26 protein-coding genes are annotated in these 26,434 nt (G+C 51.8%); 20 read left to right on the plus strand and 6 right to left on the minus strand.

Features of this window, described 5'->3' with window-relative positions; all coding sequences use genetic code 11:
* The first annotated feature begins 1 nt into the window (after position 1).
* The 4 genes from ACXAET_RS01465 (at position 2) to ACXAET_RS01480 (ending at position 2,561) form a co-directional block, all read left to right on the plus strand.
* Positions 2–412, plus strand: a complete 411-nt coding sequence (locus tag ACXAET_RS01465; RefSeq protein WP_475180010.1) for a phage tail protein — start codon at positions 2–4, stop codon at positions 410–412.
* The gene (locus ACXAET_RS01470) at positions 381–602 is read left to right on the plus strand and encodes a tail protein X (protein ID WP_475180013.1); all 222 of its coding nucleotides are present in this window, start codon (positions 381–383) and stop codon (positions 600–602) included. Before ACXAET_RS01465 ends, ACXAET_RS01470 begins: the two co-directional genes overlap by 32 nt.
* Positions 593–1,600 (plus strand): phage late control D family protein, encoded by a 1,008-nt coding sequence (locus ACXAET_RS01475; protein ID WP_475180015.1) that lies wholly within the window; start codon positions 593–595, stop codon positions 1,598–1,600. Before ACXAET_RS01470 ends, ACXAET_RS01475 begins: the two co-directional genes overlap by 10 nt.
* Positions 1,601–1,709: 109 nt before the next feature.
* The gene (locus ACXAET_RS01480; RefSeq protein WP_475180019.1) at positions 1,710–2,561 is read left to right on the plus strand and encodes a DUF3800 domain-containing protein; all 852 of its coding nucleotides are present in this window, start codon (positions 1,710–1,712) and stop codon (positions 2,559–2,561) included.
* A 761-nt stretch (positions 2,562–3,322) separates the two neighbouring features.
* Here ACXAET_RS01480 and ACXAET_RS01485 read toward each other — a convergent pair.
* Positions 3,323–3,769: a hypothetical protein gene (locus ACXAET_RS01485; protein WP_475180023.1), complete on the minus strand. Its 447-nt coding sequence runs from the start codon at positions 3,767–3,769 to the stop codon at positions 3,323–3,325.
* Positions 3,770–4,080: 311 nt separating this feature from the next.
* Between ACXAET_RS01485 and ACXAET_RS01490 the strand changes: the two genes are divergently transcribed.
* The 7 genes from ACXAET_RS01490 to ACXAET_RS01520 all read left to right on the plus strand — a co-directional run bounded on the left by ACXAET_RS01490 (position 4,081) and on the right by ACXAET_RS01520 (position 7,182).
* Positions 4,081–4,662: a hypothetical protein gene (locus ACXAET_RS01490; protein WP_475180025.1), complete on the plus strand. Its 582-nt coding sequence runs from the start codon at positions 4,081–4,083 to the stop codon at positions 4,660–4,662.
* Positions 4,663–4,675: 13 nt separating this feature from the next.
* Complete coding sequence (locus ACXAET_RS01495) at positions 4,676–4,882, plus strand: hypothetical protein (RefSeq protein ID WP_475180027.1); 207 nt, start codon at positions 4,676–4,678, stop codon at positions 4,880–4,882.
* A gap of 10 nt (positions 4,883–4,892) precedes the next feature.
* Positions 4,893–5,294, plus strand: a complete 402-nt coding sequence (locus tag ACXAET_RS01500) for a thermonuclease family protein (protein ID WP_475180029.1) — start codon at positions 4,893–4,895, stop codon at positions 5,292–5,294.
* Positions 5,295–5,587: 293 nt separating this feature from the next.
* The gene (locus tag ACXAET_RS01505) at positions 5,588–5,749 is read left to right on the plus strand and encodes a hypothetical protein (RefSeq protein ID WP_475180030.1); all 162 of its coding nucleotides are present in this window, start codon (positions 5,588–5,590) and stop codon (positions 5,747–5,749) included.
* 45 nt (positions 5,750–5,794) lie between these two features.
* Positions 5,795–6,202, plus strand: coding sequence for a hypothetical protein (locus ACXAET_RS01510; protein WP_475180032.1), 408 nt, complete (start codon positions 5,795–5,797; stop codon positions 6,200–6,202).
* A 435-nt stretch (positions 6,203–6,637) separates the two neighbouring features.
* Positions 6,638–6,865 (plus strand): hypothetical protein, encoded by a 228-nt coding sequence (locus tag ACXAET_RS01515; protein WP_475180034.1) that lies wholly within the window; start codon positions 6,638–6,640, stop codon positions 6,863–6,865.
* Between the two features lie 38 nt (positions 6,866–6,903).
* A complete protein-coding gene (locus tag ACXAET_RS01520; RefSeq protein WP_475180036.1) occupies positions 6,904–7,182 on the plus strand; it encodes a hypothetical protein in 279 nt (92 codons plus the stop codon).
* A gap of 718 nt (positions 7,183–7,900) precedes the next feature.
* Here the strand turns inward: ACXAET_RS01520 and ACXAET_RS01525 are convergent.
* From ACXAET_RS01525 to ACXAET_RS01540, 4 genes are all read right to left on the minus strand, one after another.
* On the minus strand, positions 7,901–8,233 hold the full coding sequence (locus tag ACXAET_RS01525) for an STAS-like domain-containing protein (protein ID WP_475180040.1): 333 nt from the start codon (positions 8,231–8,233) through the stop codon (positions 7,901–7,903).
* Complete coding sequence (locus ACXAET_RS01530) at positions 8,226–9,182, minus strand: hypothetical protein (RefSeq protein WP_475180043.1); 957 nt, start codon at positions 9,180–9,182, stop codon at positions 8,226–8,228. Before ACXAET_RS01530 ends, ACXAET_RS01525 begins: the two co-directional genes overlap by 8 nt.
* 1,196 nt (positions 9,183–10,378) lie before the next feature.
* Positions 10,379–11,656, minus strand: coding sequence for a glycosyltransferase family 4 protein (locus ACXAET_RS01535; RefSeq protein ID WP_475180046.1), 1,278 nt, complete (start codon positions 11,654–11,656; stop codon positions 10,379–10,381).
* A 278-nt stretch (positions 11,657–11,934) separates the two neighbouring features.
* Complete coding sequence (locus ACXAET_RS01540) at positions 11,935–12,639, minus strand: hypothetical protein (protein WP_475180050.1); 705 nt, start codon at positions 12,637–12,639, stop codon at positions 11,935–11,937.
* 538 nt (positions 12,640–13,177) lie between these two features.
* Here ACXAET_RS01540 and ACXAET_RS01545 point away from each other — a divergent pair.
* Entirely contained in the window at positions 13,178–14,293 is a 1,116-nt protein-coding gene (locus tag ACXAET_RS01545) for a glycosyltransferase (RefSeq protein WP_475180055.1), read from the plus strand.
* Here ACXAET_RS01545 and ACXAET_RS01550 read toward each other — a convergent pair.
* A complete protein-coding gene (locus ACXAET_RS01550) occupies positions 14,290–15,771 on the minus strand; it encodes a lipopolysaccharide biosynthesis protein (RefSeq protein ID WP_475180058.1) in 1,482 nt (493 codons plus the stop codon). The genes ACXAET_RS01545 and ACXAET_RS01550 overlap by 4 nt on opposite strands.
* A 619-nt stretch (positions 15,772–16,390) precedes the next feature.
* Between ACXAET_RS01550 and ACXAET_RS01555 the strand changes: the two genes are divergently transcribed.
* From ACXAET_RS01555 to ACXAET_RS01590, 8 genes are all read left to right on the plus strand, one after another.
* The gene (locus tag ACXAET_RS01555) at positions 16,391–16,669 is read left to right on the plus strand and encodes a hypothetical protein (protein WP_475180063.1); all 279 of its coding nucleotides are present in this window, start codon (positions 16,391–16,393) and stop codon (positions 16,667–16,669) included.
* Positions 16,670–16,711: 42 nt separating this feature from the next.
* Entirely contained in the window at positions 16,712–17,725 is a 1,014-nt protein-coding gene (locus ACXAET_RS01560) for a right-handed parallel beta-helix repeat-containing protein (RefSeq protein ID WP_475180068.1), read from the plus strand.
* Between the two features lie 648 nt (positions 17,726–18,373).
* Entirely contained in the window at positions 18,374–19,867 is a 1,494-nt protein-coding gene (locus ACXAET_RS01565; RefSeq protein ID WP_475180073.1) for a right-handed parallel beta-helix repeat-containing protein, read from the plus strand.
* A 304-nt stretch (positions 19,868–20,171) separates the two neighbouring features.
* Positions 20,172–22,175 carry a polysaccharide biosynthesis protein gene (locus ACXAET_RS01570; RefSeq protein WP_475180077.1) on the plus strand — a complete coding sequence of 668 codons (2,004 nt, stop codon included), beginning with the start codon at positions 20,172–20,174 and terminating at the stop codon, positions 22,173–22,175.
* Positions 22,172–23,353, plus strand: a complete 1,182-nt coding sequence (locus ACXAET_RS01575) for a DegT/DnrJ/EryC1/StrS family aminotransferase (RefSeq protein ID WP_475180080.1) — start codon at positions 22,172–22,174, stop codon at positions 23,351–23,353. Before ACXAET_RS01570 ends, ACXAET_RS01575 begins: the two co-directional genes overlap by 4 nt.
* Positions 23,353–24,003: a sugar transferase gene (locus ACXAET_RS01580; protein WP_475180085.1), complete on the plus strand. Its 651-nt coding sequence runs from the start codon at positions 23,353–23,355 to the stop codon at positions 24,001–24,003. Before ACXAET_RS01575 ends, ACXAET_RS01580 begins: the two co-directional genes overlap by 1 nt.
* The gene (locus ACXAET_RS01585) at positions 23,996–25,261 is read left to right on the plus strand and encodes an O-antigen ligase family protein (RefSeq protein ID WP_475180089.1); all 1,266 of its coding nucleotides are present in this window, start codon (positions 23,996–23,998) and stop codon (positions 25,259–25,261) included. The genes ACXAET_RS01580 and ACXAET_RS01585 overlap by 8 nt, the downstream gene beginning before the upstream one ends.
* Complete coding sequence (locus ACXAET_RS01590) at positions 25,261–26,433, plus strand: glycosyltransferase (protein ID WP_475180094.1); 1,173 nt, start codon at positions 25,261–25,263, stop codon at positions 26,431–26,433. The genes ACXAET_RS01585 and ACXAET_RS01590 overlap by 1 nt, the downstream gene beginning before the upstream one ends.
* Position 26,434: the final 1 nt, after the last annotated feature.

The raw sequence follows: 26,434 nt of genomic DNA on the forward strand, positions 1-26,434 counted from the left end.
GATGGCAGGAACCATGATGCAATTGGGGCCGTACCAGTTCTCAATCGACAACGCTGCATATCAAAGCCTGACCCGATCAGCAGAATTCAGATGGGCGCCGCAGGAACGCGTTGGTGCGGCGGATGCGTTGCAGTTCACGGGCTTTGGTGCTGACACAATTGCGCTGCAGGGCGTGATCCATCCGCATTTTCGCGGGGGGTTGGATCAGGTGAACAGGATGCGAAGGACAGCCGAACGCGGCGTGCCAATGCCGTTGGTCGCTGGCACAGGCAAGATCCTTGGCATTTGGGTTATCCAAGCGGTCAGCGAAGGTCAGCGCGTATTTGCGGCCAAAGGTGCACCGCTGCGACAGGAATTCACGGTAAACATTCGGAGGTATGATGGTGGACTCCGCAGTCTCTTACCGTTCTAAAGAGGACGAAACCGTAGACGAAATTGTCTGGCGGCACTATGGCAATGGCATAGCAGGCGCGCTTGAGATTGTGCTTGAAGCAAATGCCGGTCTGGCCGATCACGGCGCTGTCTTACCGGTGGGCACACTGGTTTCGCTACCGCAAATTGACGTGCCGAAAGAGGCGCAGGCGGTACGCCTATGGGACTGATAGACTTCCGGCCGCTTTTTCGCGTTGAGGTAGACGGAAACGATATCAGCAACATTCTGTCACCGCGGTTGATCAGTTTGACGTTGGATGATGCTGCGGGCGTGCAGTCTGACCGTGTCGAAATTATCCTAAGTGATACCGAACTGTTTTCTCAGATTGCGGAGCCACGGGCAGGCGCTGAAATCAAGGTTTGGTTAGGGTATCCGCTACAACTGAAATACATGGGTCAGTTTGTTGCAGACGCGATCCAGGTCGAAGGCCCGCCAGATCGCGTGATCATCACCGGTGTTGCCTCAATTCACGGCGAAACAACCAGCGGCCAATCCGCCATGACAGATCAGAAGAAACGCAGTTGGCCCTTGGGTACGACGATCGGCGTCATGGTCGCTAAGATCGCTGGTGAGCATGGGCTCTCGCAAGTGGTTGCCGAAAGCTTGGTCGCACAGGGATTGCCACATATCGACCAAATCGACGAAAGCGATATCAACCTGCTGTCTCGCGTGGCGCGTGATTACGATGCTATTGCCAAACCGGGTAACGGGTCGATTGTCATGGCGAAGCGTGGCGAAGGCCTGACCGCGTCCGGAAAACCCATGCCGGTATTAGCCCTCACACCAAAGCAGGTAAGCAGGTGGCGCTATAGAAACAGCACGCGCGAAAAAGTAGGGTCAGTTGTTGCGGTCTATCAGGACATAGCGCAGGGCGCACCGGTTGAATGCCGCGCGGGCGAGGGCGAACCGGTCGAACGGCTGAAACGGCGTTACCCAACCAAAGACGCAGCTCAATCGGCTGCTGATTCTGAGTTACGCAGATTGCGCCGCGCTGGGCGGTCCCTGTCGATCAGAATGCCTGGCAACCCGGACGCGATGGCTGAAGCAACGCTAGTGGTGTCCGGGTTCCGCCCATACATTGATGGTCAATGGCTGATCACCAGAGCCAGCCATAGTCTTGACAGTGGTGGCTATAGGGTCGGTGTGGAAGCTGAGCCGATTGACTAGTTCCCTGCGGTAGATACCTTTCCTCGCGGGTGGCTGCGTAACTGTTATGCAATTGACTCTATTTCGCGTCAGGTGTTCACATGCGTCATGCCTAAGATTTCAGACACGCATGCCTAACTCTTCAGAACCATATGATTACATTCTATATATCGACGAGGCCGGAGACGACGGCCTTAAACGGGTTAAACCTATAGACGAGAATGGTGGAAGCGAATGGTTGTGTATTGGCGGCTTGCTGATACGTTCGCAATATGAGGCCGACACAGTTGATTGGGTAAAGGGCATTCGCACGAATATAAATGCGGTCCAAGGCCCGGCGCTTCATTATCGCGACCTTTCTCCGACAAAGAGGCGACGTGCTTGCGAGCTTTTGGCGGAGTATCCGTGCAGGTTTTTTGCAGTTGCATCAAACAAGAAAAATATGCGCGGTCACAATAACATTCGAGCGGCTAAACGTGGTGGCAAACAATGGTACTATAATTTTTGTGTGCGCTTGCTGATGGAGCGCGTCACAGACTTCTGTTTGAGGGACAGCACAAAACGCTTCGGAAGTCCCCGATGCGTAAAGGTGATATTCAGCGCTCGCGGTGGGCACTCCTACGGACAGACTAAAGCCTACTGGGAGTTGTTGAAGGCACAATCAGCGGGCGGATCAACATACCTAAATAAGCGCGAAATTGCACATCAGGTATTGCGGTTTGGCCTAGTCGAGTATGTTCCACACTATAGTGTTGCGGGGCTTCAGTTGGCAGATGTAGTCGCGAGTTCTATCTATCAAGCTGCCGATGCTCTGGGTTCAAAATGGGCGATAGAACCTGCTATCGCACTTGAGCCTAGAATGGGCAGGGAGGCAGGTGTCATAGCTGATTACGGGGTAGTTTTACAACCATCACCACCGTGGAAAGCCAAATTGACAGATGACCAAAAACTGATCTTTGAGCACTACGGTTATCGTTTTTAGAGCGCGTGGGCCCCGGCCCCAAGTTGCATCAAGTCAGATAGGCTGTCATCCATTTGGACAACCGTACTTGAAGCCGCCAGAGCCGCTTGCTGCGCTCCAACATGGGGGTATCCCGGCGTATCCCACGCATTGAATCGTCGCATATATAGTGGAATCTGTCACTAAAAATATAAGATGCCGCGACATATGGTCATTTTCTGCTGCCTGCCTGCCGCCTCAATACAAGCCAAGATGGCCTAACATCCCAGCTAAACTGTGCTTAAACTTCAATTTGATGCAGCCCACGCATATTGATGTATTGGAATAGTTCTCTTTCGATAGTCGTTGAAAACCTACAAAACGAGGCAATCATTGAGACCAGTCCTGCGGATAATATGGCTTGCAATCGCCCCGCATGTTGTCAGCGGTCACCCGTTGTTCAGGGCAGTCTTGCGCTATGATTGCCAGCGCCTGCGGCAACTCAGTATGTGCCCCGACAATTTCAACAAATCGCGCTTTGCTGCACCGGCCAAGCCGACCGCAGAAGTCGCATTGAATTTCGACAACTGGCAAGGGGAAGTCTTCGGCGCGCATTCTAGCCCTCTAACTTGGTTGGGGCCGCGTACAGCGAACAATCAGGTGTACTGGTGCGAACTTAGCCCCTAGCGCTGCCCTCCGAATGTGGAGGGCAGCGGTTTCCTATTGTCTGTAGCAAAAAAACTGGATGTTGCTTCGGGTTTTAAGCTTTGTGCTTTTAGGCGAGTTTTCGTCAGTCGCGCGGTTTACCGGTCCACCTCAAGTGTTTTGCCATGAATGTGCCCGTTGATCCAAGCGCCTCTGTTGTAGTTGCTTGTACCTGAGCCGGATTCGGCGTGCAGGGTGACAGCAATAGTTCTTGGCATGTCTAAATCATATGTGGCTCCAGCAACTGTAACGGGCACCGTAACCATCTCTCCATTAGCGATTTTGACCCAGATTGATCCGCCGCCGCTTCGACTATTTTCTTTGAACTCCAAGCTATCAGGCACAAAAACTCGATCAGGTCCTGCAGAAATAGTAATCGTTCTATGAGCTGTACAGCCCTTTGTTCCGCTGGCATTGCATTTCAGGGAGTCTACTTCGACTGGCTGAAAATTGTCGCCACCAGCAGTTTGAGCTATGGCTGATTGTGCAAAACATCCAAACGCAAGCATGGAAACAGAAATAGTCAGCATTTTTAAGCTATTCATGGCAATCTCAATTCATATAGATAAATAGAAGAACTATACTATATCATAAATCCAAGAAACAGGTATATCATTTTTCGGTACCATTTTATCTGTCGTCGAAAAATCGACCTTTCGTCCGGCAATTGCAAACTCAAAATTTTCAGGTGTGATTTTATGGATGGTTCGGTTTGCCGGCACACTAATGACTTAGACTAAAGCCGCTGATCCTGATGCAAAGCCGTTGAAGAATGCAGAAAGTGTTTGCTGTTGGTTGCGTGAAGGGGTTAAAGAGCGCAGTTTCGCGATTGAATTAGGCCAACAAGAAAAAACGTATGCAAGATCAGCAATCACAGTTTTCGGAAGAAGAATTTAATATCATCAAAGAGGACGCGAAGCTAGCTCACGCGAACCACAGAGACGATTTAAGGGCCATTAATCATGCAGCAATTGGGGCTTCCGCAACAGCTGCCAAGGCTCTTTTGATTACAAACGGTGGCGCTGTAATCGCAATGCTGGGATTTGTAGCAACGATATCAGGCGGGAACGGTGATCTTCGCCTTGATATCTTTGCCGCCTCAGACGCTCTGGTCTGGTTCGCTTGGGGGGTTGCGGCATCCATTTTTGTTTCACTCTTTGCCTATCTCGTTCTCTACTTTCAGGCGGAAGCTGAAGCGCTATCCTCGTACACTTGGACGCATCCTTATGTGGAAAGAAGGACGGCTTCCGTATTGTTATGGATACTTCGAACTCTTGCGCACATTCTGGCCGTCTGTGCAGCAATTGCGGCCCTACATTTTTTTGTGTGTGGGATTTTTGCAGTCGAAGATTTAATTGAAACAGCCACGACGGTCGGCGTCGCCAACTGCCAAGGCCATATCGGCGGATGGTGGTTTTTTTGTCAAAGTCAACAATGAGGATTAGACGCCCGTGCGGATACTGGATGAACTACCGATCGTGGTGACGACGCTTGCGGAAACGTACCGCTTAGATTCTGATGATATTGCTATCTATTTGACTGATTTGATCGTCGCAATTGCCGAAGGCAGAGCGCCCGTGCCACGAAACCAAGAAGATGCAATGGCGTTTATTGTCCAATGGATCGAAATTGTAACCGGCGATTTAAAGTCAACATAGTAAGGATGTGATGAAACACGCCCTAATCACCGCCGCTCTTGTCCTCGCCGCCTGCGCTCCTCAAGGCAGTTCAAACACTTATGTCCGGGACGCGGACACCATAGTTCTCAATGGTACAGCGGTGCGCCTCAACGGCGTCGATGCACCCGAATTGAGTACCAAGTCAGGGCAGGCCGCGAAGCGTTGGATGATCCGTTATCTTGATGGCAAGACGGTTGAGTGTGAATTGAACGGCGATCGTACATATGATCGCTGGGTGGGTGTCTGTTATGCAGAGGGTCAGGACATCGGTGCGGCAGTCATTGCTGCTGGCCATGCGCTTGACTGTGCTCGGTACTCTGGTGGGCGTTACGCGCGTTTTGAATCATCAGCAGCACAATCTAGGATCAAGCGAGCCAGGTATTGTACATGACGAATAGGGGAAGCATCTGACTTGTCTAGATAAAGTTTTTTTGGAAAAGCCAGAAACTGTGACATTGATCATCGGTCTCGCCTTGGGCGCTGGCGGTGTTTACATGCTAATGAAGGATCGTCCGAGCAGGCCCTATGAGATTTGTATCCACTATTGGGGGCAAAAGTACTTTAGAGATGGTGAGGTCCCAATTGTCGCTAAAGCTATGGCAGAACCCCATTGCGAATGGGAAAAGACCGCCTTCGATGGTGATTACTCTAACGGGTAGAGGGACGTAACAGGGAGAAACGACCATGCCAAAGTATCGTTTTTTGGTCGACCACCCGGAGCCGGCAATAGGGGCTTATCGCTTCGTGGAAGAACTTCCGGCCGCTTTCGTTGTTGATAAGAAGTTCGACGATATGTCGCCGGCCGGTACCAATTGGGCGCCGGTCCGGTCCGAGCAAGACGTCTGATAGGACAACGGAAAACCAGTAAAACATAGATAAGAGGTATTTTTCATGGATGATATGCAAGAAAAAACTTTACCTGTATGGTACAGAGTTTCACCCAAAGAGCTTGTTGAAACTATGATTTCACACCTCAAATTTGAAATCACGGTTGCGGGCGCACCGATTGTGGTTTTTTCACTCGGTCAAGCTCTCTATGCAGACGATTTTGTTGAAGGAGGAATCTACTGGTCGTCTCTCTTCCTTATATTATCGATGGTTTTCAACTATTTGGTTGTATCAATAGCGATGCAACTACAGCGGGCTATCATTTTGTACGACGCTTCGGACGACAAGTCTCAACTGAGTAATGCAAAAATATTACCTTTAGTCCACACTGGCCCAATAATTCTAGCGAAAGCTGGAAGTGCATCGCTAACGATCGGATATCTCATTCTGGGTTATGCCTTGCTGTTCTAAAAATTCAAAAAAAAGGAGTGCTTGTGGTCAAAAACTTCGAGCATACTAACCCGAGATCCCGAAAACCGGAAGAGTTCAGGGGAACTTGGAAGCGACGGCAATACCTGCGTGGCGTTAGTCGGGCGCTGGCAAACAACTTTATTGTATTCGTCCTGATATTCGGGTTTGCCGTCTATTTTGTTCACCTCAAGGATGAGACGAGACAGAATCCCAGAGTTTGGACTCTGGGTTCACAATAAGGAGACGGCAGTTGCTGGAAGTTTTTTTGACCTCGCTATTTTGGGTGTTCCTTTGCGGAGTTCTTGTTGGGCTGACGCCGCTAATCCTGCAGCTAGTGAACAAGCTTCTCAAAAGAATTACTTGATTTTTGGATGGTCTAGAGCGTGATCCATCCGACGAGATGTAGAATTTAACGTCGATCAATAAGGAGGCCGGATGGTACCGAACAAAGAAAACCGGATGCCTTACGCAATAGTCTCACCAACGGCTATGCTAGTTCGGGGGTTCTATCCTGTCGTTCAGATCGATCAATGGTGGAATCTGTCCACGCAAGAAGTCTTGGCTATTGTGATGAAAGAGACCGGCGGGCAAGTGAACCCAAAATTGGTTAAAGAGTTATTTGCAAAAATGGTTCAGGATAAGGGGCTGGAGCCTTTGCCATAGAGCTTGCTGCTCGCACCAGCCTGCCGCATATCCATAGCATGACGACATGGCCCAACCGAATCCCGTTCGACCTTCACAAAGAACTTGAAGCCCGCCCAATCGATGGTTGGCAAGCTGGGTTGCGTGCCTGGGCGAAACACCACGGCGTCAAACTCAAGATCCAGTGGTGGCGTCAGCTTGAGATAAACATCGCTGATTTGCATTCCCGCAGATACACTGTGAAACCGCAGGACCATTGGGCCGCGATCAAGGAATGGCTTGAGCGGCACAAGGTCCCAGCGCCTCCGCATCTGCCTGAGTGGCCAGAAATGAAGTAAGTGAGAATCTAGAACAAAACGGGATGGCCCCCGTTTCGCCCCCGTTTCCCGATTCTGAACTTGCAATTTGAGGGGCTGAAACTGGAACAAACAGGGGTTTTGGCGTGAACATCACCGCTAGCGCTGCCCTCCGAAGGCAGAGGGAAGGGACACCTTGCGGACATTCGCTGCGACTTCGAGGCAAGTGATGGCGAACGGCGGGTTGTGATAAAATCACGTGGGATTCTAGTCTAGGAAGGCCATTTTTATCCTGAAAAAATGGACCTCTTTAATGCGTTTCTCCGCGACCGAACACCTCTCCTCATTTGCCAGCCGACTTGCAGTATTACAGTAAGTTTTGCTGAATCAGCGGTACGGTCTGTATCGTCAAAATTTCCGCCCGTGGCCGCACGAAATAGTTCCTTCCACTCTTCTTTGGTATTTGCCAGAGCATCTTTTTGACCAAAGAATAGTTGGTTCTGCATCCCGTTGACATTGTGAAGCTTCGCACGAATCTGCGCCATTAACTTAGGGTGATCGGCACCCAAAGATTCTGCAGATTCCCCCCAGAATCGCGTACAGTCATCCAAAAGGCTGTCGATAATACTACAAACATACTCAACGTCGGAATCTCGAGTGACCTCCTTACGGAGTGCGGAACCGAACCAAGTATCTATTACTCTTTTTATTATCGGGCCAACTATCGTACCGATGAACGCCGAAAAGAAAATTGACCAGGTCAGGCCGCATGCTCCCGGTTTGCTTCGTCTTCAACATACTGCCATGCTTCATCTTTATAGATTTCGCTGTCAGCGTCTTCGACCTCAATTGTTAGTAGCTCTTTTACCTTCGACAGGCTCATGCCTGCGCGGATCAACCCGCCGAATGCCTCCTCCAAGAAAGATGCAGGAAAGCCAGCAGCATCATCAAAAACCACAACAACCTTCTCACCCTTAATTAGATGAGGGAGCAAGAATTTTTCCCTAAAATCTTGACCGTTACCTTCACCGTGACGCGGATAGCGGCCTCCTGGGAACTTATTGAAGTCTTTGGCGACAGCTATTCTAACCATTGCTAGCTCCTGTTCCTTTCAACGCGTCGAGCGGAATACTCCACTCGACCAATGTACCACCTATATGTAGATGATGGTCATTTTTTTCCATCGTTTTATCTTGACTAAGCAACAAATCACCTTTTCCACTGATGATACGAAGGTATCCTTGCCCCGCCAGCCGAATAGCGTTTCGCATCTTGTCGAGCCCTTTACCACGTTCTGCTTTGTGGGTTCGAGTACGACCCACTTCAAACGCGCTCTCAATTATGTTGGCTTCTGGCGCTCCCCCCACAATATTTGCCAAGTAGGTCTTAACGGAAGGCCAAAAATCCTCGTTTGTTGGTACGCAAGCCGGAATCCCGACACCTTGATCATACACAAAAAACCTTAATGAGTCGTTGTTTGGATCATAACAGCTTGTTGCCCACCAACGATGACCTGCGTAAGGAAACTTGGGTTTTTCACCTAAATCAACATACCCGTGATCCAAGCAATTCAATACCGCTTCATCCAAGGCGCCGAAAACATACTTTTTGCTACTAAAAACAACACCTAGATCTTGAAGCCATGTTTGCAACTTTGAAATGCTAACTCCGTCGCGCCTCGTGTCGGATTGTAGAGTAAACAGAACCAATTCATCGGGCTCTGCATCCCGGCCTCGCTTAGCTCGCACGCCTAGCAAGTCAAAGACACCCAGATCGTATAGAAGGGCCCGAACGCGTGGAGACCAGTTCCTAATTCCTCGTGTTCGCAGGCCTGCGTCTCTATTCAAGGACCAGCGATGCAACTCTGCTGCAAGAACCACGGCGGCGGGCACTGAAATACGGTTAACAGCGCAAAGGTCAATCGCAAAAGGCTGAGGTTCAGTAACCCCGTTTCGCTTTGCGATTTTGCTGGTGAAAATCGCAGACTTCAGTTCAACAAAAAACTCAATCGTGGCCTCACTGTTTTGCGAAAAGCTGAGCACGCTGGGTGCCTTAAGAACAAGCGGTTTGTACTTTTCGGCTCCCCGCCAAAATCGTCTTCTAAGTCGGGACTGCCATCGCCTTTTTGCTAGTCTTGAGCGCCTTAGCTGCTCGCGCCGTGATAAGTGCTTCATAACAATTTTCTTTTTTTCTGCTGGGGCACACACTTCCTTGACACCTGCGATCAATGCAAGGGCAAAATAAATAGAGCAGGCTGCGTGTGGCCCGGAACTGAGTACAAGTGCCGGGGTGGCTGCAACGCAATGGATGGTGGATCATCTGCGTGGGAAGACTGTCACCTGCAAACTGAATGGGGAACGCACATACGACCGCCGGGTAGGTATTTGCTATGTTGACGGAGAAGACATTGGTGCGGCCTCAATCGCTGCCGGGCATGCTCTGGACTGTCGCCGGTATTCGGGTGGCCGCTATCGTCGTCTGGAAACGCCAGAAGCCAGAGCCAAGATAGAGCCGGCTGCGTATTGTTCACGATAAATGTTTAGTTTCCCACGTTCGGGCATTGTTCGCGCTTTGTCGTGGGAAATTTTCAAGCCAAGGCTTTGATATCGCACAATCCGCGCCAGCCTTGAAAACCGTTGGGCGTGAGAGCGTCCCCAGGGTTCGAATCCCTGTCTCCCCGCCACTCATACCTGTCTCACTTCTGTTGTGTTTTCTGACCCGGATTATGCCGCAATTCCCGCGCGTTGGCGCGTGCGCTGTCAGTCAGAGACGGAGCAGGCCGTACACTCAGAGCATAATTCAGACCCCAGTCTCAGTGGCGCATTTTGGCGGGGTCGCTTTGGGTTGGATTTCCCTGATAACCGGCAAAAAAAGGGAATTTTTGCAGAACGGATCTGATATCCGAATTTTCGTTTATCAAAACAACACTTTTTTCAATGGGCACCCGTCAGTGGAGCTTGTTGTGAGGCGGGTAGGCGATGCAGCGGCTCAGACGGATGCAAAACATGCAAAAATTCTCCGCCGTTCACTTGTCCGTCTCAAACCGTTTCAACCAGAAGTGCCATCTCTAAACCCGGGCAAACTGTAAGATGATCCATAACGCTTCTTTCGCCGCGCGACATGAGCCTTTCAAACCTAAGTATCTGTTATAAAATTGAAAAAATAACAAGATTAAGGTCTTTATGGCTACGCCCAAGAACTGACAAATCAAAAGTGATCGCTCGAAATGTCGAGCTGATTATGTGCCAGAAGTAGACTGGGCCTCAATCTTCTGAAAAACGCGGTCATAGGCTGCCAAAAGATTAGGTACGGAATGGCTCCAGCTGAGCTCATTCAATACCCTTTGGCGCCCCTTGCGACCCATCTCTTGTCCTTCGTCCGGATGCTCGATCAACCAAGCGATCTGGGCCGCAAAATCCTCCGGATCATTGGCTTTGGCATAACGTGATGCCTCACCTGCGGATACTCGACCCTCTTTCAAGTCAAACTGAACCAACGGTTTTTCCAGCGTCATGTATTCCATGACCTTGTTCATCGTTGAGATGTTGTTCATTGTGTTCTTTGGGTCTGGGCTAACACCGATATCAGTGCTGTTGAGAACCCGCAGAAGGTCGTCGCTGTAGAGCGCACCGGTGAACGTGAAATGGGATTCTAATCCGCAATCCGCCACATCTTGCTGTACTTCTTGTAGATGCGGCCCGAACCCAACGATCATAAAATGAACATCCTTATAGCCTAATTCGCATATCAGATGACGAGCAGCCGCCACCAAAAGGTCCATGCCTTCTTGCTGCCCAATTACGCCGACATAGCCCAATAGCGTCTTCGCCTTTGAGCGAATTTCGGGATCTGCTGGGCCAGGCTGAAAATTCTCAACCTTCGGAGCAGACCGCACTACGAACACGTCCCCTTTGTCCATGCCGCCTCTGCGCACAGCGATTTCTCGGAAACTTTCATTCGTCGCAATAGATACGTCTGCCGCCCGAAACGTCTGGCGTTCAAGAAGCAGCATCGCCTGATACAATGTACCCTTCTTATTGAACTTTGCTTCAAACAGTTCTGGACAAACATCGTGATGGTCAAAGAGATACCGAATGCCCCGTCGCCGGTATCGCCATGTTAAAAGAAAAACCATATCTGGGGGATTGCATCCTTGGATTACATCAAACCCTCGTTCTTTCCAGACTTTCTCGACCAGACGAAACATGTACCACAAAGCCCCTCCCCATTCCCGGGCATATGCGATTAGTCCGCTATGAGCCTCCGGTGGCTCCGGGTATCGGTAGATGTGAACGCCATCCAGTTCTTCGTAATGCTTGTCCCAACCCTGGCCTGTTGGGCAGATTACGCTCACCTGATAGCCATGCGCCACCAAAGTCGTGGCCTCAAGCCAGACACGGCGATCCAAAGGAACAGGAAGATTCTCGACAACAATCAGCACTTTGCGGGGTTGTGACTCTTCGTGCTCAGTTTTTTTAATGTCCGCGTGTTTCATACTGCCTACCAAACCGTCCATGAATGACCTTCCTATGAACGAGCCAGTACAAAATCGCGCCGTTCGAAAGCCGTCGTGGGTTAGTCCGTGTATGAAATTGAGGGGGAACATACACAAAAAATTGGTGGGTACTCATACTTATCCCAAAAGAACTTTTATAGCAAAAGAACCGTTATGTCCAACTATCCTGACAAACCGCCTTTCAGAAACACCTCTAAAACAAGCCGAAATTGGTTGATCTGCTCCAGAGGAATCGGTTGTCGAACAACCTGAGTCACAAAGATAGCTTTTCGGTTGCTCTAAGTCTTGCTGAAGGAGTTTTGGCGGATTTCGGCTTTACGGTCTTCGGCTACTATCATTAACTGCCTTAGTCCGCAGGCTCCAAAGAGCGCGGCACCGAACATTTCAAACGTTTCCTCAACTAGCGTCACGTACCGACCGTTGTCCATTTCGTGAAACCAAATGAAAGCTGAAACCATTTCTAGCCCAAGTGCAGCGCCAAAATAGACGAGTGCACCAAGGATGAGATATCGCCGTGGAGCAGCGTCCATCCCGTACACAACAAAGCGAAATCCAAGCAGCACGAGTATCCCAACAACCGCGAAACCGTAGAAGACCCATTCCCACGCGAACAACCCGCTCCCTTCAATACCCTTTGTTAGGTAGGAACCAACTGGTTCATGTACCTGAGCGGAGTCGTCGAATGCCGCAAGAAGAACAACGAACGCAAACCCAAGCCAGTGCCAGCGCCATGGGTTCCTATCGGAAAATGCCTGTGCAGCCGCTAAGGCAATAAAGCCGCACGAAACAATAAGCAGTAAAAAGTTAACGAAAGTTGGAAAGTTGGACTCCTCACCAACCCAAAAAATCTCGAAGGCAAGTCGCCCGAACTCACTGTCTGTAGACGTTGATACAATGAGAGAAATACCAGCCAGTAACGAAGTTGGAATAATAACTATGGCTGCCACAAACAGGTATTGGAACGGAGTCGGTAAATTCGGCACGGGAAACAAACACTCCAAACTTCACCAAATCAAATAAGCATATGAACAGAGCTTAAAAGGTAAAGTGAGTTGCAGCCAAAGCATGCTTTGTGAGTTGATTTTGGTTCTGTTGTCGCGTCAATTCCAGCCAAAAAGATATTTTTGTTTCCGTAAAACTGGTCGAAAACGGTTAGGTGGTCTGGTCAGACAAAATCCTTTTGAGGTGGGCAGGGTGGTCTCTTAGCCTCCCGCCATACCCAAACGCGAGCCATTCAACTATGTTCACAGCAGCCTGCAAGTCATCCGGTTGGCGGTCATTATGTTCGTCCGCTTACGGAGAAGAAATCATTTTTCAGAGGCCAACGTTTTAGATGATGTCAAAGGGTCAACAGTGAAAAGTTTTTTTTGGAGTCCCTATCATTCTTTAAGCTACGTTGATGTTGACCCAGACTATTGATCGTTACGCGTTAACCAAAACAGGAAATGAACCCGCCGCGTCATGGCTTAGATGTGCAGGACCCTTTCTATTCATTGCGATACGGCTGAAGGAGATCAAGGAATGCCCGGAAAGCGCGTAGTGCATGTTATCGATCATCTGGAAATTGGTGGTGCACAACGACTTCTAGACGTCATGCTCAACGAGGATCTCAGCGCCGATACGGTTACTGTATTGTCGTTGGGCACGACTTCGGACTTCCTATATGATCGTCTTGTGTCGAAGGGCGCTGAGGTCGTCGTCGTCGAAAATTGCCGTCTTTGGACGCCAGCAAGCTATGCTCGTGTTCTTCGCTCTCTGAGAAAGCTTCAACCCGACGCGCTTCATCTGCACTTAACTTACGCCACGATCATCGGCGCGGTCGTTGGTCGTTGGGCGGGTATTCCGATAGTTGCCTCGATCCACAATGTCCGCACAGTTCAGCACAATGGTGTTCGTGGCTACATCTTGAGATTGATGGAAACCCTGGCGGTCAGGAGGTTCGTAGACCGCGTCGTATTTGTTGGTCAAACGGCAGCGCAAGCCAACGCGTCGAGATTTCCCGGAAAGCCAATGACGACCATAGATAATGTTGTCGAACCCAACATACCCATCAGTACGTCAGCTAGAGAAACACTCCGGTCTACACTCGGCGCAGGTCCCGGGGAGGTCATTGCCATTTCCACCGGTCGGCTTGCCCCGGTCAAGGATATCTCGACAATGCTCAAAGCGTTTGCCATCACACTCAAACACGTGCCGCAGGCCCGGTTATGGATTTGCGGTGAAGGCCAGTTGCGTGAGGAGCTCGAAGAGCAGGCAGAACGCTTAAAGATCAGCGAGCGAGTCCAATTTCTTGGGGGTCGTAAAGATATGAGTGCCTTGCTGAATACGGCGGATATCTTTGTCCTGAGCTCGGTATCCGAGGGTTTGCCTCTTTCACTATTAGAAGCGATAGCCGCTGGGCTTCCGGTGGTCTCGACAACAGTCGGAAGCGTCCCGGAGTATATGAGCGCATCACAGGGCCGTTTGGTCCCCCCTGGTCAGCCGGAAGCGTTCGCCGAGGCGCTGGTCGAGTTGTGCTCCGATCCGGAATTGCGAAGGTCGATGTCGGCCAGTGCTACCGCAAGTGCTGACCGTTTTACGGATATAGCAACTTGGAAAGAGAAACTGAAAACGCAGTACGACGCACTTTCAAGTTAAGACCGGCGAACGAGACCAATCAGCAAGGCGCGATCGCTGGGATCAAATACAAACAGGTAGGAAAGCACGGGCAAAGCCGCGAACCCAAGCATGACCGGCCAGACTGCGTCAAGGACAAGCGCAAGCACTCCGACAACCATCGTCGCGGGAAGCAATACATAGATTGGCGACCAGACCCAAGGTAGCGGATAAACCCGTTGGGCGAACAGTGAAACGAAAGCCGTCTTGGTCACACTCCCCAAAACGACTGACCAAGCACAGCCAGCAATTCCGAAAATCGGTGCCAGGATCAAGATAGAAAGGAGTGTGACGCAGAATGCCAGAATGTAGGCGACCAGCTTTAGTCCGCTACGCTTGGCGAGAATAACGCCGATTTCCGTCACCCAGCCGACCGCCTCAATTGCAAGCGCCAGCACAAGCGGGAAAATGACGACCACGCCCGACCGGTAAGCTTCAGACGCAAGAAGGACAAGAAGTGGCTCTGCTAAGATCAGAAGAGCGAGTGCGGCAAGGCACACCGCGAGCGTAAAGCTTTTCAACACGGCATTGTAGGTTTCTGCCGCATTCGAATTCTTGAAGACTGCTAGCGCAAAGGGATTCCATGCGGTCTGAAATGCGAAGGCAAACAGAGAGAAAAGCATCGCGATCTTGGCGCCGGCGGCGTAAAGACCGAGTGCCTCAGTGCCAATCAAAATCCCCACAAGTGCCCGCTCTGCCAAAGGTCCTACCGCGCGCGAGGCACTGATCAGGCCATAGGGCGCTGCGTAGGGAAGCATCTCGCGAAGATACTGCGCACCTGACGGCCAAGTGAGCCAGTCACGCGTCAGCAGAAGTGCGATCGAAGCGAAGATAAGCGCGGCGGCGAAATTCGCGATCATCAGTTCGCCGATGCCCGCATTAAAAACGAGGATTGCGCAGACCACGAACGCCGCTTGCACGAACGAGAAGGCGAGTGAAAGAAAAACAAAACGCCAACGTCGAAACGTCAGACGCAGTAGAGTCACCGAAAACTCGATGATCACCATGAAGGGCACCTGAAGGACGAGGATGCGAAATGCGAACTCCGTTTCGTCGTTATACCCGAAATGCCGAATGACTGCTGGACCCACCATCCAAAGCAGCGGTACGAAAATCACGAACAACAAACCCCGAAATGCCAGAGACTGAGAAATCACCTGTTTCTTGGCTTGAGTTGTGTCGTACTCGAAGAAAAAGCGAGATACGGCGCTGTCCTGACCGAAAATAAAGAGAATGGTCAAGAACGCACCCATCACCTGAAGCGTGTCAAAGATGCCGTAGTCAGAAGTGCTGAGATGACGTGCAAGAAGGGGAAAGGTGATCAAAGTGGCCAGACGGCTAAGTGCCGCCGCCCCCCCATACAAAACTGAATCACGAAAGAGGAAACCAAGTCGGCCCTTGGTCGACAAGCCCGACGGGCTTGGCGCGCTGCTTGACTCTGTCTCGTTGCCTTCGTTCATGAGATCACTCGTTAACCACAGATGCTTTACGTTAAAACAATAGTATTAAGGGTCCACCGGCATCATTTCTCATGATGCACATCAATGCTAGTCGGCAAGAAATTTCTATACGAGTGCGTAACCCCAATCTGGACTAACGCGGAAGGGAAACGTGCCCAGAGGGCGACTGAACTTGTGGTGTTTAACCATGGTAAACGGTAGGAAAACCGTTGGTACCGTCTGACGCGAGAATGAAATCCATTTTGCTTTCGTAGTCGATGGGGTGCTTTTTCATCGTTAGGTAACTTTTTCGGTTTAGCGAAGTGGTAGCAGCCAATCTGAATCGAAGTGGAACAGTATCTGGACTGTTTCGCTGGACGCTGCTGCCTGCTATCGTTGCATTGGATGAAGGTATTTTGTACAAATTCTTGGTGACGGCTCGCAGGGGCGTAGACCGCTAATATCCGTTGAGCATAGTATAAATGCCAATGGTCCTCTTTCCGTCAGTAACGATGACTTTGTTTCTATGTAAAGGCCGCTTCGGGTATGAAAGGCACGCCGGAATGACTTCCATTCGTATAATGTATGAAGGGTCTATTTTGGCGACTTTAGCGCCACACGTCTGGACCAGGTGCGGCAAATGAAGAAAACCAAACTGCCGCTGACCGATTTCGGTTGTTCAGATGAGCTGCGGGCGAAGGTTTCTGACAGGCTAGTTGAACGCTGCATGGATATTAACATGCCCAATCTCGATTTGCTTCCGGTGATCCGTGCGAAGAATTTCGCCACGAAGATCGCGTTTTTCTTGAGGGCCGCAGGTGCGGGTTCAGTAACTCGTGGCCCGAGGTTTCAAATTTTGCCATGGGTGTCGCCGCATGGCGCGCCGTCCAAGCTGATACGGCTCCAAACGTCGGGATAACCCGCCAGACGTCGCATCGTTTTTTAAAGAATGGGACTTTTTATGAGACGTCGGAAATTTTCGTTCTTATCATTGTTGACGATGGCGCTGCTGAGCGGCTGCGCGTCAAGTCCGGACCAGCTAGAAGCGCGTGCGGCGGGAGATACAGACGATCAGCACACTTCAGGTCGTGTAATCCATGTTTCAGCGGCAGATGGTAGTGACAAAAACTCTGGGACGTCATCGCAACCGATGAAGTCCATCCAGCGCGGCATTGCATCGGCAGGACCGGGAGACACAGTTCTTGTTGCGCCCGGAGTGTACCGCTTCCAGGGCAGCACGCAGTATGGTCTCAATCTGTCCAAAAGCGGGAGGTCCGGTGCTCCGATCACTCTACGCGGCAGCGGTCCCGGTGTCATTCTTGATTGTAGCGCTAAGACTTCGGGGCGCACGCTTTACTGTCTAAACGTAAAGGGTGACCATTGGCGGCTTATTAATTTCTCGGTCAGAGGTGCCAAGCAGAATTCGGCAGGGGCATGGGCCGTCGGTATCCAAATCGAGAATGCCTCGAACAACTTGCTCGATAAGGTCCAAAGCTATGATCACCAGGGACCTGGAATTCTGGTAATCGGGGACTCGCGCAATAATCTGCTTCGGAATTGTAAGGCGCACAGCAACTATGACCCGCGATCAAAGACGCCGGGCGGCAATGCAGACGGGATAGGGGTCACGTCGATTCCGAGCCGAGCTACCGGCAACGTGATTTCGAACTGCAGTTCCTACAACAACTCCGATGATGGCTTTGATCTTTGGATGGCCGAGGCTCCTGTGACGATTCAAGGTTCAACCGCATCGAGGAATGGATGGATCCCAGGAACGCGTCAGGCCGCCGGTGACGGAGTTGGGTTCAAACTTGGGCGTAACACCACCGGGCCGTTGCATCAAATTGTCGGAAATCGGGCTATCGGAAATCGCGCAAGCGGATTCGATAATAACGGCGCGGTGCGGCGTGCTCGCCTTTCCGGGAACAAAGCCTCGGGAAATGGGTGGGGTGGCTATAAAGACTTAAATCAGTGACACAGGCCTCTCGGACACTTTGTATTGCACCGATTTTGGTCCAACGCTCGGCAAATAAGACTGGACCCGACGCGACGGTTGGCTAGTACATCGAACATGTTTGACCGCGATGCAGCCCGCCGGAATCACCTTTGCTTGTACGGCGTGCACAACTGATCACCTGAATCGAATCGCTTCAAATGCGAGAAAGCGCTGTCCGCTTAGCTGCGCAGTTAACGGTCCTTGCATGCGTGACTGCTCAGCGACGGCAGTAAATGCGGCTTTTCGTTTGTCCTCACCGTCTCAGAACTGAGAACAGAATGAACGAGACAGTACTAGATGCTCAGCTTGTGACATAATGGCTTCCCTACGAGGGGAAAAAGTTCTGATTTCAAGGTGATGTTGGCGTTGGAAAGCGCCAATCGGGGGTCATCCCCACCGACTGATCGGCGGAAATCAGCAGGGAAATGGGCCGGAACTTGTCGGTTTGCCGCTTGTTCAGGCGTCGCGACCTTAGTCTTCTAGAATTTTTTCGCAGCACGCTAGACAATGATTTCCAGATTGTAGTGCAGCTAAATCAAAAGACCGTCGGTTTCGGACCCTTCAAAAGACGGCAGGGGATGCTGCACAGCGATCACGCAGGCAAAAACCAATGTGCGAGCAGAGCAAATGAACCTTTTCTTGTTTCTACGTGAACTCTTCAGTAGTGGTGCGTCTCATCGGTGGGATTGGCGAAGCGGTGAAGATACCTCTCGTCCATTCTGGCAGCTGAACTGGGATTCATCCGATACCCCTACGCCAAATGACCCTGCGCCAGTTCCCGAAACGGACGAAGCCTCCGATCCTTCGTCGAGTGATGAACAAGACTCTGGGTCTGAATTGGAATGCGAAGACACGCAGGAAGAAGTGGTCGTAGAGGATCCGGGGTCGCCCAGCACACCGCCACCTGAAAACGTCGTTGCACCTGAACCGCAGCCAGATGGCGAACAATCGCTTGATCAAGAGCCGGAACCAGAACCGACGCCGGAACCAGAGCCGCAACCTCAGCCAGAGCCAGAACCGGAGCCGCAGCCAGAACCAGAGACGGAACCGACAACGGAACTTGAACCGGAACCTCAACCAGAGCCAGAACCGGAACCAGCGCCGGATCCAGAACCGGTGCCCGAGCCGATGCCGGATACTACTGCTCAGGCCGAAATCATCTCGGAAGCAAGGTTCTTCGTGTCGAGCAGCGGCAGCGACAACGGGACCGGAACGATCGACGATCCTTTTGCGACCATTGAGCATGCCGCAAGTATGGCTGGTGCAGGAGATGTTATCCTCGTTCGCGGTGGGCTCTATGAAGGGCCGATCCTGATCGAAAACGGTGGTAGTGTCGGAAACGATTTGGTCATCGCCGCCTATCCGGGAGAGCGTCCTGTTATTGATGGCAGTCGAACCCCTCCCAACACCGATCTTGTCACCCTTGCAGCGGACAATATCCACTTTGAGGGCTTCGAAGTTACAAATTCCACTGGAACAGCGCTTGTGGTCTGGGCGTCCGACAACGTGACCATCTCTAACAATGTCGTGCATGCATCGGAAGTTGGTGGCATTTGGGTCGGCTCGAACAAGTTAGGTGACAGCAGCGGACATGTGATTAAGGACAATGTCGTCTTTGACACCGGCTTAATGAATGAAGAACGGGATCTGTCCTATGGTTGGCCGCGTGGGATCGCGGTAGATGTGTCAACCGATGTTCTTGTCGAGGACAATATCGTGTTCAAGAACTACGGAGAAGGTATCGGTGTATTGTCCTCCTCCGATGTCATGATCGAAGGAAACAGGGTCTACGACAATTTCAGCGTGCAAGTGTATCTGGACAATGCTCAGGACGTCACGGCGACAGACAATCTGCTGTTCCACACAGGCGACGAGGAATTTTTCAGAAAGGACGCACCGGGAATTGGCCTCTTGATCGCCAACGAACACACCCGTTTTGAACAGCCAACAACAGACATTGAAGTCTATGACAACGTCTTCGGAGACGTGCAGCCCGTCTTCTATGACGACAGCTACGGCTGGGGCGGCGGTATCCAAGACTCCAACCTGGGGCCGAATACAGTCATCGGTGCCGACGAGATTGATCCGAGTTGGGAGTATTCCAACGGCCTTCTGTTCTGATCGACACTGGTCCGCGTTTTGGACCGTTCATTGTTTTGGCGTGCTCGGGCCGGTTTAGCGGTCTGAGCGCGCTGTATTTTTAGGCCGTCTAGTAAGAGAATCTGACCGTAAATTGGTGTGTTCCCGTTTTTTTATGTGCAAAAATGTTGAAACAAACCGTATTTTTTCAGATTTATGGCGACAATGTGGCAATCCTGTGGCAAGAGTATTGGAATTTTATCAGTACTGCGCATATGATGATATTATCATAAGTAACACTTGACTGTGTGTGACGCTCCATCTTGCGTGGCGCTTGGGGGTACTAGTGTTGGTTCATTTTCATGCCAACGGTCGTGTTGCGAACGGCCGTGTTTCGAATTTATTAACTAATGGTTTAAACTATGGTCGATGGCTGCGGCGGGGGCTTGCCAGGAAAAAATCTGGACTCGTAACAGCGGTCGTCGTTCATGATACGCTTGTCACTTGCGCCGCAACTTATTTCACCTTTTTGCTGTTGCCAACCGTGTACTGGGATCTGGGCACGCGGCAGATGCTTTTGGTATTGGCCATCATCGCGGGGCTTTGCGTACCGGTTTACCTCGCCTTCAAGCTTCAATGTCAGGTTTGGCGGTATTTCTCGGTGCGGGACTTGCCGGGTATTCTGTGCGCGAGCGCGGTCGTTGTGTTTCTGTCCAATGTGTTGTTGAGCATCGGCTTTGCGCGCTCTGGTGGTCAGTTTGAATTCTTGCTTGGTGTTTTCGCGCACTGGTTCTTCGTGAGTTTCGCGCTGCTTGCCGGCAGACTTGGCTGGCAGTACGTCATCGACGCAACTCATCCCCTGTTAACTGTCTCGCAGAGTCCAAACCGGGTGCTGTTATTCCACGCCGGCGCCAATTGTAATCTTTGGCTTAGAGGTCTCGAACTGAACTCAGAGGCAAAGTTCGAGCCCGTTGGAATCATCGATCACCGATCAGACTACGTTGATCGAACGGTGCGCCAAGTTCCGATTTTGGGCGATCTTTCACGGCTTGACGCGATTGTGGAAGAGCTAGCGCGTAAAGACCGTCGACCCAACGAGCTTATCCTGACGCGGCATCCATCACAGGAGGAACTCGCCTTAATCCTTAACGCAGCGGTCAAGCAGAACTTACGTATTTCAGCTATCCGGACGTCAATAGCGACAGCATCTTTCGTCGAAAGCGAAAGGATCGAAGTGGACCACGGAATTCTGCAAGCCGTTGTTGGCCGCGCCCCAGTCGATCTCGATATGGCTCCGATTGTAAAAACCATTAGTGGCAAGCACGTCGTCGTGACCGGCGCTGGCGGGAGCATAGGAAGTGAGCTGAGCAAGCTCGTCGCTGAAATCGGGTGCTCAAAACTTGTTCTCATCGACAACTGCGAGTTCAATCTATGGAAGATCGAGCAGACGATTAAGAAGGAGTTTCCGGACGCTCAGGTTCAGGCAACCATTTGCGATATACGTGACGCGCGACGACTTGAAACCATATTCATGCAAGCACTTCCTGATGTGGTGTTGCATGCAGCTGCGCTGAAGCACGTCCCCATGGTTGAGGCGAACCCGGTTGAGGCGGTTCTGTCGAACGTGATTGGCACTCGAAACGTGGCACGGGCTACACTTGCATGTGGCGCCAAGGCCATGGTTCAAGTCTCAACCGACAAGGCTGTGAACCCTTCCAGCGTTATGGGCGCGACCAAGAGGCTTGCGGAACTCCACTGTCAGGCATTGGATCGCAGTCGAACGGGCGCACGCTTCATGACGGTGCGGTTCGGAAACGTGCTCGGTTCGTCCGGTTCACTCATTCCGATCTTGCAAAAGCAGATCGAAGAGGGTGGGCCCGTTACCGTTACCCACCCAGAAATGACCCGGTTCTTCATGACGATTCCAGAAGCTTGCAAGCTGGTTGTTCATTCACTTGCGCTTGGCCTGGACAGCGATGACCGTGGAAACATCAACGTCCTGGACATGGGCGAGCCAGTAAAAATTATCGACATTGCCCACCAAATGATCGTCCTGAATGGCAAGCGGCCCGGAACGGATATTGACATCAAGATCACTGGTATCAGGCCCGGCGAAAAACTCTATGAAGTTCTGTTTGACGACACCGAGGAGTGTATTGACGGACCTACGCCGCTCATTTTGATGGCGCGATCTGCGGGGAAGTCTCTTGAGGAGATCACACAAACCATCGACGGGCTCGAACAGCTAACACGCATCGGCGGTGACAGTGATATTCGGGCTGCGCTGCAAGGATGTGTTCCTCGATATGCCAGCCAGCTTTCTCTGCAACGCGACAAGGGTGCAGCTTGAATTTGCAAACTGACGAATTGCGGCCCTATTTGCCGTTCGCCCTGCCGGATATTGGGCAGGCCGAGATCGATGAGGTTGTTAAAACCCTAAAAACCGGCTGGATCACGTCGGGACCAACAACAGCACGATTTGAGAAGGAATTTGCGGAACACCTTGGTGGCGAGGTTTATGCGGTCGCAGTAAACTCAGCCACTGCGGGCCTTCATTTGGCTGTCGAGGCTTTGGGTATCGGACAGGGGGATGAAGTCATCGTCCCGGTCCATACATTTACGGCGACAGCCGAAGTTGTCCGTTACATGGGGGCTGACCCGGTCTTCGTAGATGTCGATCCGGTAACTTTGAACATTGACCCAACCCTGCTTGCCGATGCCGTGACGGATCGAACGCGTGCGATCATTCCTGTGCATTATGGCGGTTTGGCGTGCGATATGCGGTCCATACTGAGTTTTGCGAAGTCGCATGGACTATCTGTCGTGGAAGACGCCGCACATGCGCTTCCGACCACTTTCGAAGGCCAGCCGATCGGTAGCCTCGACACCGACGCATGCGTCTTTAGTTTCTACGCAACGAAAACGCTCGCGACCGGCGAGGGCGGCATGCTGGTCACTCGAAATAAGGAGATAGCGGCGCGCGCGAGGACAATGCGTCTCCACGGGATCAACCGCGATGTATTCGACAGGTATCAGGCCGGAGGACCATGGTACTATGAAGTGGTCGCCCCGGGGTATAAGTACAACATGACCGATATCGCGGCTGCGATCGGAGTGCACCAACTTCGCCGCCTTTCGGAGATGCATCGTCGGCGTGAGTTCATTGCCAAGCGCTATACCGAGGCTTTCAGAGAGCTTCCGCTTCAATTACCCTCTGCGGGGACACCGCATGATTGCCACGCTTGGCATCTCTACCCGATCCGCCTTGCACCTGACTGCGGCATAGACCGGAGTTCTATGGTGGCTCATATGAACGCGCTCGGAATAGGTGTAAGCGTCCACTACGTACCGCTGCACATGCATCCTTATTGGAAGAACCGATACCAACTGACCGAGGAGGCGTTTCCGGTAAGCAGCGCTGCATATCATTCGATGTTGAGCATTCCGATCTACAGCAAGATGGACGACGCGTCAGTCGAGCGTGTCATTGCTGCAGTAAAGAGCGCTTTTGAAAGACGTTCGAACTAATGGGAAAGTTCGAGTATCTTCGCCGCGGTCTGGATCTGCTTATTGGAGTTTGTGCTGTTATCGTATGTGCCCCATTGATGATACTGACAGCCGTCATTGTTGGGCTGACTTGCAAAGGGCATATCCTTTATCGGGCGCCGCGTGTTGGAAAAGGCGGTGATCACTTCACAATGTTCAAATTTCGCACCATGCCGGTCGGAGCCGACTCTGGATCAAAGGTAACGGCACCGAACGACAAACGTCTGCTACCAGGTGCCAAGTTCATTAGGGCGGCGAAGCTTGATGAGTTGCCGCAACTGTTCAACGTACTTGCCGGCCAGATGGCCATAGTCGGACCGCGCCCTGAAGACCCTGAGATCGTTCAACAGCTATACGGCCCGAGCGAGTGGGAGTCGCTCGCCTTTCGGCCCGGCCTTACGAGCCCCGGCAGCCTTTGGTATTATCAAGAGGGAGAAGCGCTGCTGTCACCTGATGATCCAATCCAGAATTACGTGAGTGTCATGCGTAAAAAACTCGCAGTAGATGTGGATTATTTCCGGAACGCGACGCCTGTCAGCGACCTACGGATCATCATCTTGACCATCCAAACGATACTGAAGACACTTTTCCTGAGCACTTCTGTTTATCCGAGAAGAGCAAAGAATGGCTGAGGGAACTTTACGACTTGCCAACCAACAAACTGATGCAAGCGTTGGACCAATTGCAATAGCAGTGACGTTGGCCTTTTGCGTACTGGCTACGAACCTTGACATCTTTCTATTTGAAAGAGGGCTGTTTCCTTTCAGTGCCTATTTCATTTTAATCGCGCTGGCAGTTTTGTTTGCCACTGCGATTGCGGTCGAAGGGAAAACTCGTACTTCATTTGAACGTTTTGAAGGCGCGCTTCGGTTCTGCGCCGTGCCGCTGACGATTTTCGCGGGTTGGGTCGCGATACATGCCGTTTACTCTGGCGCAGTGCCACTAGCCGGCGATGTAGACTTTACCATTGTTCTGCCGGTCCTCCAGTTTGCTGTTTTGTTGTTCGGGATCGCCTTGGCCAGTGAAGCTACGGTTACAGTCACCGTCCGTAAGATGTCTGCGCTTGTTGTTCTGGTGCTGAGTGCGTCGGTCATCCTCGAAACCTTGCTGCCGACTGCACTGGGGTCTCCCATCGGGCGCACAGGCGGTTTAGCCCTGAATTCGAACACGGCTGCTTTTCTCATTGCTGCCAGCTTGGCGCTATCGGTCGACTACACCCGCACGCGATTGGTGGATATTGGTGTGATCGTGGTTGCTTCTGCGGGGGTTGTTTGCACGCTCTCTCGGATGGGCATCTTCTTTCTTTTCATCGTTCTTGCGACATATGGTGCAATCTTTGCACTGCGTGAACTGAGAGAGCGGCGGCTGGACCGGTTGGTATTGGGTGCTGTGGTCGCAGTTGCGGCATTAGGGGCCAGCGTTGCGATCCTCTATGTTTTGACAACCCTGCCGCAGGTTCAGAACACCGGTGTTGTTGAGCGTGCGGAACAACTTCTGTTTTCAGGCACAGGAAATCTTGAAGATCCTTACAGATCGCTTCTCTTGAACCACTACCTCGATATCGCGACAAGAAGCCCGTTTTTCGGAAATGGGGCGGGGCATACCTTAACCAATCTGGAAGCAAACGCCCCGTTTGGTTTCGGTCCACACAACATGTACCTGCGCGCTTGGATCGACGTGGGCCTCGTTGGTGTGTTCATCTATGTCGCCTTCGTCTTATCGGTTATCGCTCTTGGCGCTAAAACCAGATCGCCAGAATTGGTTCTGGTTGGGTGCCTGTTCGGGCTGTACGGCTTTTTTTCTCATAACGTGATCGACAACAAAGCGGTCATTCTTCTTGTGGCCGTGGCAATGGGTCAAGTGGCCGTCCTGCATGAGGGCAAGGGCTAGTGCGTGTTCTGCATGTCATTGACGGGATAGATGTGGGTGGTGCGGAGTACGTGCTCGTCCAACTCGTCGAGGGGCTTCAGGCCGCTGGGATACAAAACGATATACTGGTAATAACCACTTGCGGACCTTTAAGGGAACGCTTGCAGGCGTCCGGCGCAGAGTTGATCGAGATTGGCGCCCCGCGGAAAAGGGTGCCTGTACGGGCGCTCTACAGAATGGTTCGCGAGGTGCGAAAAGCAGCGCCGGACGTGATCCAGGGGTGGATCTATCATGGCAACCTTGCCGCCACGGTTCTGCGTATAATGGCACGTTCGCCAGCGCCGGTTGTCTGGAGTAACCACAACACGCTCGACCCGCCGGTTCAGCTTCCGGCCATAAGTCGGGTGGCAGCGAAGCTCAATCGTTACCTGTCTGGCTGGCCTGAAAAGATCGTTTACGTTTCTGAGGTCGCAGCGAAGCAGCATGAGCGGGCCGGATTTGACGCGTCCAAGACACTGGTAATCCCGAACGGCACTGACTGCGATCACTTTCGACCCCGGCCGAACTCTCGTGAAATGCTGAGCAACGAGATTTGCAACATCGGGGATGCAACCCTTTTCGGTCTTTTTGCCCGCTGGCACCCAATGAAAGGGCACGCGGTGCTTTTCTCTGCCGCGGCCAAATTGCGCGAGTCCGGGGTGCCATTTCATCTCGTGCTCGCAGGTACAGGGATCGAACGTCAAAACTCGGAACTCGTCGACTTGATTGCGCGTGAGGGGATCGGTGATCATGTATCCTGCCTCGGCGAGCGTCACGACATACATGCCCTTTTGCCCGGGCTCGATGCTTTTGTGCTGCCCTCAGAGTTTGGTGAGGCTTTCCCGCTTGTATTGGGCGAGGCAATGGCAAGCGAAGTGCCATGTATTGCGACCGACGTCGGCGATAGCCGACTGATCGTTGGGGATACCGGTGCGATCATCCCGCCCGGAGATCCAGAAGCGCTTGCGGATGCTATGCGGGCAATGGTGGAGATGTCGGCCGCCGAACGCTTGACTCAGGGCCGTCTCGCCCGAAAGCGGATCGAAGAGGGGAACTCGCTCGAAGCGATGGTCGCCCGCTACATTGAACTCTATGAGCGCGTGCGTCTCAACGCCCCGAGTCAAAGACGGCATGCATTGGGCCTTGGGGACTGAC

The sequence above is a fragment of the Ruegeria sp. AWH4_226 genome (assembly GCF_056159225.1).